The sequence below is a fragment of the Streptomyces sp. UNOB3_S3 genome (assembly GCF_020740895.1).
In the GTDB taxonomy this organism is placed as follows: domain Bacteria; phylum Actinomycetota; class Actinomycetes; order Streptomycetales; family Streptomycetaceae; genus Streptomyces.
The window spans coordinates 1-10,020 of the sequence record NZ_JAILXP010000266.1 but is presented as its reverse complement, the minus strand read 5'-3'; the positions used below and the strand labels follow the sequence as shown (position 1 = coordinate 10,020).

Sequence of the window (10,020 nt, the reverse complement as noted above, 5' to 3'; positions counted from 1 at the left end):
GGGCGGGACGGCCTGACGGGCGCGGCCGGCCGCGCCCGTGCCCTTCGCGGCGGGGCGGTGCCCCGCGCGGCGCTGCTCGATCAGGGTGACGGCGTTGTCGGGCAGCCAGGCCGAGGCCGTGCCGCTGTCGTCGCCCCCGCCGGAGGCGAACAGATGGGGGGCGAGCTGCGACTGGAGGTCGGCGGGGCTCGGCCGGTTCTCGGCGGCCATCTGCATACAGGAGTCGATCAGGGGGCGGAGCTCGTCCGGCAGCCCGCTCAGGTCGGGCCCCTCCCTGAGCAGCATGAACACGGTCTCGACCGGGTTGGCGCCGTGGAAGGGGGCGTGCCCGGTCGCCGCGAAGACCAGGGTGGAGCCGAGGGAGAAGATGTCGCTGGCCCCGGTGACACTCCGGGAGTCGCGCGCCTGTTCGGGCGACATGTACGCGGGCGTGCCGACGGCGACGTTGGTCATGGTCAGCCGGGTGTTGGAGACGCCGGACGCGATGCCGAAGTCGATGACCCTCGGCCCGTCCTCCACCACGAGCACGTTCGACGGCTTGAGGTCCCGGTGGACGAGCCCGGCGCCGTGAATGGACTGGAGCGCCTCCGCGACGCCCGCCGCCAGCCAGCGCACCGCCTGGGCCGGCAGCGGCCCGCACTCGGTGATGATCTCCTCGAGCGAGGGGGCGGGGACATAGGCGGTGGCCAGCCAGGGCACGGCCGCCCTGGGGTCGGCGTCGACGACGGCGGCGGTGTAGAAGCCGCTGACCGCACGAGCCGCTTCCACCTCACGGGTGAAGCGCACACGGAAGAGCTGGTCCTCCGCGAGCTCCGTGCGCACCGTCTTGATCGCCACCCGTCGGCCGGACGCCGAGCGGGCGAGATAGACCAGCCCCATGCCGCCGGCACCGAGTCGGCCGAGCACCTCGAACGGGCCGATTCGTCTCGGGTCGTGCTGCGTAAGCTGCTCCACCACTGACCTGCCACCTCCCCGTGGGGCTTGAAGGGTTTCAGCCCCGTGCAGCGTCCCACCGCGAAAATTATCCCGGAGGACGCACCCAGATTCTTCCTGGCGAAGCCCTCGGTTGCGAACCCGGGGCGCGCTTCGCCGTGTCTCCGCCATATGGGGCCATATGCCCCGCCATGCGGAACGGCCCCTCTCACCTGCTGCTCCGCAGCTCTCCCGCGCCCGTCGGCTACCCCTTCCCCGGGTGGGCGACGTCGATCACGGCGAAGTCGGCCCCCTGGTCGTCGGCGAGGACGGCGAACCGTCCGTACGGCGTGTCCTGCGGCTCCCTGCGCACCCGGCCGTGCAGCCGGACCGCCTCGCGCACCACCGCGTCGCAGTCCTCGACGACGAAGTAGGCGAGGAAGTGGGCGGGCATCTCCCGGGGGAACCGCTCGTCCATGACGGCTCTGCCCGCGACCGCGTTCTCCGGGGTGCCCGGGGCCCCGGCGGGCGTCCAGACGGCAAACTCGATGCCCGCCTCCTCGCTCACGTCATGGGTGGTGAAACCGAAGACCGCCTCGTAGAAGGGGTCGACCGCCGGGGCGTCCCAGGTGTACACCTCGGCCCAGCCGTACGAGCCCGGCTCGCCGCGCTTCTCGAAGCCCCGGTGGCTGCCGGCCTCCCAGACGCCGAAGGCGGCACCGCCGGGATCGGCGGCCATCAGCATCGTGCCGAACGGGCCGATGGACATCGGGCCCATGAAGATCTGCCCGCCGGCCGCCCTGATCCGGTCCGCCGTGGCCGCCGCGTCGGAGGAGGCGAAATACACCGACCAGGTCGTCGGGAACCGGCCGTCCGGCTTGGGCGCCAGCGCGGCCACGTTCTTCCCGTCGTGGAATGCCTGGGTGTAGTGCCCGTACTCGCCCCCGCTGTCCTCGAATGTCCAGCCGAGAAGTCCGCCGTAGAAGCGCTTGCCCGCTTCGACGTCGGAGAGCATGACGTCCGCCCAGCACGGCGCGCCTTCCCGGAATCCTTCCGTGGCTGCGCTCATGGTGCGGCTCCTTCTACGCGGTAGGGTTCCGCGCGGGCGGGCGAGACGTCTGCTACGCGGAGTGTTCTCGCAGCCACGGTAGAGGCAGATCGCCGATCTCGCGCGGCCTGTGGATAACCGGAAATCAAGGCCGTCGGCTTCTCCGTCCACAGCTTGTTGATAGGACAATTCACCGGTACGGGCCAATCCGGTCCGGCTCTCCCATCCCCCCTTCCAACCCCCTCTGACCTGCGATGACATACCTTCGCGCACCCCTGCCCCCATTTGCATGCGGCCGAATCGCGCTCCGATCACCCCTCGGTAAGCTGACGGCATGACAGGACAAGTACGCACCGTCGACGGCCGCGTGGCCGGTCGGCGCGGTCAGGCGACGCGGCAGAAGCTGCTCGACTGCCTCAGCGAAATGCTCAGCTCCTCGCCCTACCGCGATGTCAAGGTCATCGATGTCGCCCGCCGGGCCGGGACTTCCCCGGCGACCTTCTACCAGTACTTCCCCGACGTCGAGGGCGCCGTCCTCGAAATCGCCGAGGAAATGGCGAAGGAAGGCGCGAACCTCACCGGTCTCGTCGCCGGCCGTTCCTGGGTCGGCAAGTCGGGCTGGCAGGCGGCCGAAGAACTGGTCGACGGCTTCCTCGGCTTCTGGCGCAAACACGACGCGATCCTGCGCGTGGTGGACCTGGGCGCGGCCGAGGGCGACAAACGGTTCTACAAGATCCGTATGAAGATCCTCAACGCCGTCACCAACTCCCTGACGGACTCCGTCAAGGAGCTCCAGTCCAAGGGGAAGGTCGACAAGGACGTCAGCCCCGCGGCCGTCGCGGGCTCGCTCGTCGCCATGCTCGCCGCGGTGGCCTCGCACCAGAAGGGCTTCCAGAGCTGGGGGGTCAAGCAGGCCGAGCTCAAGCCGAACCTCGCGCTCATCGTCCATCTGGGCATCACCGGCAAGAAGCCGACCAAATAGCGATCGCGCGCGCCACCGCGTCCGACGCGGTCCCCCGGCGCGTCCGCGTGCCGCGTTCCACCGTCGCGTTCCCACGGCGTGCGGGCACTTCGAACGTGCCGGCGCGGCAGGGACGCCCGTCCTTCGCACGTCCTGTCATCGTCGCGGCGGGGTCGCCCGGGCAGTCGAGCCCGAGCGGCCCCGCCGTGCCGCGTTCCGGCCAAGGCACCCGGCGGCGCTACCGCCGCTCCAGCCGGAAGAGCCGGATCTCCCGTTCCACGCGCGCCTGGTAGCGCGCGTACGGCGGCCAGAACCGCACCACCGCCGACCACGTCGCCTCCCGCTCCGCGCCCTTCAGCAGCCGCGCGCGCACCGGGACGTCCTGCCCCTTCCAGCTGATCACGGCGTCCGGACGCTTCAGCAGGTTCGCCGACCAGGCGGGATGCCCGGGGCGGCCGAAGTTGCTGCCGACGAGGATCCAGGCGCCGACCGTTCCGTCCTCGCCCTTCAGGGGCATGCACGCGAGCGGTGTCCTGCGGAGCAGGCCGCTCTTCGCGCCGGTGGAGGTCAGCAGGCAGCTCGGCAGCAGACGGGTGCTCAGCAGCACCTTGCCGCCCGTCAGCCGGTGCACCGCGCGGTCGAGCGACGGAACGACATGCGGAGCGAATCGCGCGAACGACCGTGTCGAGGAGATTCTCTGTACGAGGCGTTCGACCGTCGCCATCACAGCACCACCGTTTCCCTCTCCCCCGGGGCTCCAAACGGCCCCGTCGTGTCGAAGAGCCCGGCCCTACCGGCCGCCCGGGCCCGCAGCCGGTCCACCGGGCCGAACAGCAGCTCGTCCGACGCCGCCCGTTTGAAGTACAGCTGCGCCTCGTGCTCCCAGGTCACCCCGATGCCGCCGTGCAGCTGCACGGCCTCGCCGGCGACCTTCCGGGCGGTCTCCAGCGCCTGCGCGAGCGCCAGACCCGCCGCCGCGGGCCGCCCGGACCACGCCGCGTAGTACGCCGCCGAACGGGCGGCCTGCACGGCGACGTACAGGTCCGCCAGCCGGTGCTTGACCGCCTGGAAGGAGCCGATCGGCCTGCCGAACTGTTCCCGCACGCGCGCGTACCCGACGGTTCGCTCCAGCGCCCGGTCCGCCGTCCCCACCGCCTCGGCCGCGAGGACGGCCGCCACACCGGCGCCCACGGCCGCCAGACCCGCCCGCACACCGGAACCGGGCGGCCCCAGCGGCTCCGCCTCGGTGTCCCGCAGCTCGACACGGGCCTGGGGGCGCGTCTCGTCCAGCGAGGTCAGCCTGGTCCGCGTCACCCCGGAGGCCGTCCCGGGCCGTACGACGAAGAGCAGGGTGCGGGTGGCGGCGTAGCCTCCCGTGCGCGCGGCGACCAGCAGCAGTCCCGCGCTGTGGCCGTCGAGGACCTGGCGGGCCTCCCCGTAGAGCCGCCAGCCGTCGCCGGAGCGCCGCGCCTGCACCCCGCCCGCACGGCCACCACCCGCCCAGTCGTCGGCGCCCGGCCCGGTCAGCCCGAGGGCGTCCGGCAGCGTGCCGCGGGGGACGGCGAGTGTCCCGGTCAGCCCGCCGGACGCCAGGCGCGGCAGCAGGTTCTCCCGCTGCTCCCGGGTGCCCAGGGCGGCTATCAGGGGGACGGTCACGGCGGACGTGGCCAGCAGGGGCGAGGGCAGGAGCACCCGCCCGGCCTCCTCGCAGGCCAGGGCCAGCTCCAGCAGACCGCAGCCGGCCCCTCCGTACCGCCGCTCGACGGCCAGGCCGGGCAGCCCCGGCCGCTCGGCGAGCCGCCGCCACAGGTCCGTGTCATGACCGGCCGGGGTCAGCACCGCCGCCCTGACCTCGTCCATGCCCGCGTGCTTGGCCAGCACCTCGCGCAACGTCCGGCGGATCTCTTCCTGTTCGTCACTGAACGCGGCGTCCATCGGCAGAACACCTCCTGACTGACGGAGCGTCATATTAGGGAGGGCGTCCACGCTTTCCCAGACCGCATCCTCATCGATCTGATGTACCGTCAGCTCCATGACTCCAGGCACGCGCAGGGTCGCTGTCGTCGGCGTCGCCCTCTCGGACTGCGGTCGTCTCGACACGGTCACGCCCTACGCCCTCCACGCCCAGGCCGCCCGTCGCGCCCTCGACGACTCCGGGCTCGACAGATCCGTGATCGACGGCTTCGCCTCCGCCGGGCTCGGCACGCTCGCGCCCGTCGAGGTCGCGGAATACCTGGGACTGCGGCCCTCCTGGGTGGACTCGACCTCGGTCGGCGGGGCGACCTGGGAGGTCATGGCCGCGCACGCCGCCGACGCCATCGCCCAGGGGCACGCCGAGGCCGTGCTCCTGGTCTACGGCTCCACCGCCCGCGCCGACATCAAGGCCGGCCGGCGCACCGCCGCCCTGTCCTTCGGCACCCGTGGACCGGCCCAGTTCGAGGCACCGTACGGGCACACTCTCATCGCCAAGTACGCGATGGCCGCGCGTCGTCATATGCACCAGTACGGCACCACCCTGGAACAGTTGGCCGACATCGCGGTTCAAACCCGTGCCAACGCCTTCCACAACCCGTACGCCCTGTACCGCTCCCCCCTCACGGTCGACGACGTCCTCGGCGGCCCGATGGTCGCCGATCCCTTCACCACGCTGCACTGCTGCGTGCGCTCCGACGGAGGATGCGCCGTTCTGCTGGCCGCCGAGGAGTACGTGCCGGACACGGCGAAGCCGCCGGTGTGGGTGCTGGGTGCCGGAACCGCCGTCTCGCACGCGACGATGTCCGCCTGGGAGGACTTCACCGTCACCCCGGCCGCGCTCTCCGGCCGGAAGGCCTTCGCGCGGGCGGGCGTGACGCCCCAGGAGATCGAGGTGGCGGAGCTCTACGACGCCTTCACCTATATGACCCTCGTGACCCTGGAGGACCTGGGCTTCTGCGCCAAGGGCGAGGGCGGCGCGTTCGCGGCGAAGGGCAGGCTGACCACCGGCGGCGAGCTGCCCGCCAACACGGACGGCGGCGGTCTCTCCGCCTGCCACCCTGGCATGCGCGGCCTGTTCCTCCTGGTCGAGGCCGTACGGCAGTTGCGGGGCGAGGCGGAGGAGGGCCGCCAGGTGCGCAGGGCCCACGGCCGCCTCCCCCATCTCGCCGTCGCCTCCGGGACGGGGGGCTGGTTCTGCTCGTCGGGGACGGTCGTCCTCGGCCGAGACTGACGCGCCTGACGCACCCGGCCGGTGGGCTACCCGCCCACCCCCTCCGGCCGGAAGACCGGCACCACCACCCCGGCGCCGGGCAGACGCCGGTAGGCGGCCCACAGCCGCATGCCGATCCGCAGCGCCTCCTCGGGGCAGTCCACCACCTCGGTCGTCATGCGCGGGCCCTCGTCCAGGTCGACCACGGCGGCCGTGTACGGAAGGCGCGAGCCGAAGGGCGGGAGGTCGTTCCGGTGGACGACGGACCAGGTGTAGAGCGTCGCGCCACCGCCCGCCTCCTCCCAGCAGGCGTCCGCGCTCCAGCAGTACGGGCAGAACTCCCGTGGGTAGTGGTGCGCACGCCCGCACCCGGCGGCGCGGCAGCGGCGTATCAGCAGCCGTCCCTCGGCCGCGGCGTCCCAGTAGGGGCGCGTGAAGTCGTCGATCTCCGGTACGTCGGCCCTCGCCGATCGTGTCAAGGGGCCCTCCTCCCCGCTCCGTTCCGATCGTTCCGGCGCACACCCTGTTCCTGATGGACCATCAGCTCAGTAATCTGACTTACCGTCAGCTTATCGGCCATTGAGCAGGAGTGGGCGAGAACGATGCTCGGATCGACTCACGGCACCCTCACCACCACCTCCCGTCCCGCCCGGGTGGCGGCCTGCGGCCGCCACCCGGGCCCTGCTGTCCATGGCACGACCACCACCGCCGAGGACACCGACGTCAGCGGACGCCCCCTCTTCTCGGACGTCCCCGACCTCGACCGGTTCTTCCGCCCCGAGACCGTGGCCGTCATCGGCGCCTCCGAGAGCGAGGGCCGGCCCAACACCGCCATCACCCGGCAGCTCATCGACTGGGCCGAGCGCGTCGGCGCCCGCGTCCACCCCGTGCACCCCACCCGTACGACCGTGTTCGGCCTCCCCTGCCACGCCTCCGTCCGCGACCTCCCCGAGCGGATCGACCTCGCCGTCCTGCTCGTCGGCGACCCGGTCCCCGTCCTCGAGGAACTCAAGGAGATCCGGGCCGGGTTCGCCGTCGTCTTCGCCTCCGGCTTCGCCGAGACGGGCGCCGACGGCGCCACCGCCCAGGCCCGGCTCACCGCCGCGCTCCAGGGCTCCGGCACCCGCCTGCTCGGCCCGAACACCAACCTGAACGCCTTCGAGCGCTTCCGCGACGACCTCGACGGCCCCGCCATCGCCCTGATCACCCAGTCAGGCCACCAGGGCCGCCCGGTCTTCGCCCTCCAGGAACTGGGCATCCGGCTCTCGCACTGGGCGCCGACCGGCAACGAGGCGGACCTGGAGTGCGCCGACTTCCTCTCCTACTTCGCCACCCGGCCCGAGGTCGGCGCCATCGCCGCCTATGTGGAAGGGCTCAAGGACGGCCGCGCCTTCCTGCTCGCCGCCGACCGGGCCGCCCGCCACAAGGTGCCCGTGGTCATGGTCAAGGTCGGCCGGACCGAGACGGGCGCCCGCACCGCCACCACCCACACCGGCAAGCTCACCGGCGCGGACGACGTGGTGGACGCGGCCATGCGGCAGTACGGCGTGATCCGCGTGAACGGCCTGGACGAGCTCCAGGACACCGCGGCCCTGCTCGCCCGCGCCCGCCCGCCCCGCGCCCGGGGCGTCGCCGTGTATTCGATCTCCGGTGGCACGGGCGCCCACTTCGCGGACCTCGCCTCCGCGGCCGGCCTCGACCTCCCCGTCCTGTCCGCCGGGAAGCAGAGCGAACTCCACCAGTGGATCCCCGGCTATCTGAGCGTGGCCAACCCCGTCGACAACGGCGGCCACCCGGTCGGCGACTGGCGCGGCCGGAAGATCATCGACGCGATCCTCGCCGACCCGTCCGTCGGCGTGCTCGTCTGCCCGATCACCGGCCCCTTCCCGCCCCTGAGCGACCGTCTCGCACGGGACCTCGTGGACGCGGCGGAGAAGACCGACAAACTCGTGTGCGTGGTGTGGGGCTCGCCCGTCGGCACCGAGGACGCCTATCGCACCACCCTCCTCGGCTCCTCGCGCGTGGCCACCTTCCGCACCTTCGCCAACTGCGTCACCGCCGTCCGCGCCTACCTCGACCACCACCGCTTCACCGACGGCTACCGCTCCCCCTTCGACGACGCCCCGCGCGCCCTGTCCCCGTCCGCCCGCAAGGCGCGGGCGCTGCTGCGCCCGGGCGAGCAGCTGAGCGAGCACGCGGCGAAGCAGCTCCTGCGCGCGTACGGCATACGCGTACCCCGGGAACAGCTGGTGACCAGCGCCGCCGCGGCCGTCCGGGCGGCCGGCCAGATCGGCTATCCCGTGGTCATGAAGGCCTCGGGGCCGCGGCTCGCCCACAAGTCGGAGCTGGGCCTGGTGCGGATCGGGCTGACCTCGGCCAGCCAGGTCCGCGACACCTACCGGGAGCTGACCGAGATCGCCCGCTACGAGGAACTGCCGCTGGACGGGGTGCTCGTCTGCCAGCTCGTCGGCCAGGGCGTCGAGATGACCGTCGGACTCACCCACGACGCCCTCTTCGGCCCCACCGTGACGGTGGGCCTGGGCGGCGTCCTGGTGGAGGTCCTGGACGACACCGCCGTACGCGTGCCCCCGTTCGGCGAGGACCACGCGCGGGCGATGCTCGGCGAACTGCGCGGCCGCGCCCTGCTGGACGGTGTCCGGGGGGCTCCCCCGGCCGATGTGGACGCCCTCGTCGAGACCGTCCTGCGCGTCCAGCGCATGGCCCTGGAGCTGGGCGACGGACTCGCCGGGCTGGACATCAACCCGCTCGTGGTGCTGGAGCGCGGCCAGGGCGCCGTGGCCCTCGACGCGCTGGCCGTCTGCCGCTGAGGCACCGGGCACACCCGCCGCACTCCGCGCGGCCGGGCCGCGCCCGGCCGCCCGTAGGACAAGGAGCTCTCCCATGACGCTCTCCCCCCGTGAGACATCCCCCGGGCCCGGTGGACACGGCGAACCGGACGGGTCCGCCGTGTCCACCGGATCCGATGGGTCATTGGTACTGCACACCACTGACAACGGGGTGGCGTGGCTGACCCTCAACCGGCCCCACGCCCTCAACGCCATCACCCCTGACCAGCGCGAACACCTGATTTCCCACTTCGGGCGGGCCTCGTCCGACCCGGCTGTCCGGGCCGTGGTCCTCACCGGCACCGGCCCGGGTTTCTGCGCGGGCGCCGACCTGCGGGCGGTGTCAGGAGCGGCCCTCGGCGACCGCGCCCCCGGCGATGTGGCCCGGACGATCCGGGACGGCGCGCAGCGGCTGATCGGCGCGGTGCTGGACTGCGAGAAGCCCGTGATCGCCGCCGTGAACGGCACGGCCGCCGGGCTCGGGGCGCATCTCGCGTTCGCCTGCGACCTGGTCCTGGCCGCGGAGTCGGCCCGCTTCCTCGAGGTGTTCGTCCGCCGGGGCCTGGTGCCCGACGGCGGCGGCGCGTACCTGCTGACCCGCCTCGTGGGCCCGCGCCGGGCGAAGGAGCTGATGTTCTTCGGCGACGCGCTCTCCGCCACCGAGGCGGAACGTTTCGGCCTGGTCAACCGCGTCGTCGTGGACAAGGAGCTGGACGAGACGGCGCGGGCGTGGGCCCAGCGGCTGGCCGAGGGTCCGACCCGCGCCCTCGCCCTGACGAAGCAGCTGGTCAACGCCTCACTCGACGCCGATCGCGGCACGGCGTTCGCCGCCGAGGCGGCCGCACAGGAGATCAACGCCACGACGGCGGACGCGGCCGAGGGCGTCGTCGCCTTCCTCGAACGCCGGAGCCCCGCCTTCCGGGGGCGGTGACCGCCATGGCCGCCGGCTCCCGCGCACGGGGTACCGATCTCACACACCATCAGATTCAATGGAGGTCATGATGGGACACGCCGGTATGGCGGACGTCGCCCTGCGGTATCTGCGATCGGCCGGCTCACCCGCCCCGGC

At 72.7% G+C, this 10,020-nt stretch carries 9 protein-coding genes; 4 read left to right on the top strand and 5 right to left on the bottom strand.

Annotation, left to right across the window (positions count from 1 at the left end; translation table 11 throughout):
* Window positions 1-957: serine/threonine-protein kinase (locus K6I33_RS24935; RefSeq protein ID WP_229356766.1), on the bottom strand; the 957-nt coding region annotated here is incomplete at its 3' end.
* Between the two features lie 220 nt (window positions 958-1,177).
* Complete coding sequence (locus tag K6I33_RS24930) at window positions 1,178-1,981, bottom strand: VOC family protein (protein WP_229356765.1); 804 nt, start codon at window positions 1,979-1,981, stop codon at window positions 1,178-1,180.
* Window positions 1,982-2,294: 313 nt separating this feature from the next.
* Between K6I33_RS24930 and K6I33_RS24925 the strand changes: the two genes are divergently transcribed.
* The gene (locus tag K6I33_RS24925; protein WP_229356764.1) at window positions 2,295-2,942 is read left to right on the top strand and encodes a TetR family transcriptional regulator; all 648 of its coding nucleotides are present in this window, start codon (window positions 2,295-2,297) and stop codon (window positions 2,940-2,942) included.
* Between the two features lie 217 nt (window positions 2,943-3,159).
* On the opposite strand, the gene K6I33_RS24920 is transcribed toward K6I33_RS24925, so the two are convergent.
* Window positions 3,160-3,645, bottom strand: coding sequence for a nitroreductase family deazaflavin-dependent oxidoreductase (locus K6I33_RS24920; protein ID WP_229356763.1), 486 nt, complete (start codon window positions 3,643-3,645; stop codon window positions 3,160-3,162).
* Window positions 3,645-4,856: an acyl-CoA dehydrogenase family protein gene (locus tag K6I33_RS24915; RefSeq protein ID WP_229356762.1), complete on the bottom strand. Its 1,212-nt coding sequence runs from the start codon at window positions 4,854-4,856 to the stop codon at window positions 3,645-3,647. The genes K6I33_RS24920 and K6I33_RS24915 overlap by 1 nt, the downstream gene beginning before the upstream one ends.
* 97 nt (window positions 4,857-4,953) lie before the next feature.
* Between K6I33_RS24915 and K6I33_RS24910 the strand changes: the two genes are divergently transcribed.
* Window positions 4,954-6,126: an acetyl-CoA acetyltransferase gene (locus K6I33_RS24910; protein WP_229356761.1), complete on the top strand. Its 1,173-nt coding sequence runs from the start codon at window positions 4,954-4,956 to the stop codon at window positions 6,124-6,126.
* A gap of 26 nt (window positions 6,127-6,152) precedes the next feature.
* On the opposite strand, the gene K6I33_RS24905 is transcribed toward K6I33_RS24910, so the two are convergent.
* A complete protein-coding gene (locus tag K6I33_RS24905) occupies window positions 6,153-6,584 on the bottom strand; it encodes a Zn-ribbon domain-containing OB-fold protein (RefSeq protein WP_229356760.1) in 432 nt (143 codons plus the stop codon).
* Between the two features lie 123 nt (window positions 6,585-6,707).
* Here K6I33_RS24905 and K6I33_RS24900 point away from each other — a divergent pair, with 123 nt between their 5' ends.
* Both K6I33_RS24900 and K6I33_RS24895 read left to right on the top strand, forming a co-directional pair.
* Window positions 6,708-8,933 carry an acetate--CoA ligase family protein gene (locus tag K6I33_RS24900; protein ID WP_229356759.1) on the top strand — a complete coding sequence of 742 codons (2,226 nt, stop codon included), beginning with the start codon at window positions 6,708-6,710 and terminating at the stop codon, window positions 8,931-8,933.
* Between the two features lie 73 nt (window positions 8,934-9,006).
* On the top strand, window positions 9,007-9,882 hold the full coding sequence (locus K6I33_RS24895; RefSeq protein ID WP_229356758.1) for an enoyl-CoA hydratase/isomerase family protein: 876 nt from the start codon (window positions 9,007-9,009) through the stop codon (window positions 9,880-9,882).
* The last annotated feature ends 138 nt before the right edge of the window (window positions 9,883-10,020 follow it).

Excerpts from the sequence above, each read along its gene's own strand:
- K6I33_RS24895 (WP_229356758.1), top strand. The coding sequence starts at position 9,007 with ATGACGCTCTCCCCCCGTGAGACATCCCCCGGGCCCGGTGGACACGGC.
- K6I33_RS24910 (WP_229356761.1), top strand. The coding sequence starts at position 4,954 with ATGACTCCAGGCACGCGCAGGGTCGCTGTCGTCGGCGTCGCCCTCTCG.
- K6I33_RS24915 (WP_229356762.1), bottom strand. The coding sequence starts at position 4,856 with ATGGACGCCGCGTTCAGTGACGAACAGGAAGAGATCCGCCGGACGTTG.
- K6I33_RS24930 (WP_229356765.1), bottom strand. The coding sequence starts at position 1,981 with ATGAGCGCAGCCACGGAAGGATTCCGGGAAGGCGCGCCGTGCTGGGCG.
- K6I33_RS24925 (WP_229356764.1), top strand. The coding sequence starts at position 2,295 with ATGACAGGACAAGTACGCACCGTCGACGGCCGCGTGGCCGGTCGGCGC.
- K6I33_RS24920 (WP_229356763.1), bottom strand. The coding sequence starts at position 3,645 with ATGGCGACGGTCGAACGCCTCGTACAGAGAATCTCCTCGACACGGTCG.
- K6I33_RS24900 (WP_229356759.1), top strand. The coding sequence starts at position 6,708 with ATGCTCGGATCGACTCACGGCACCCTCACCACCACCTCCCGTCCCGCC.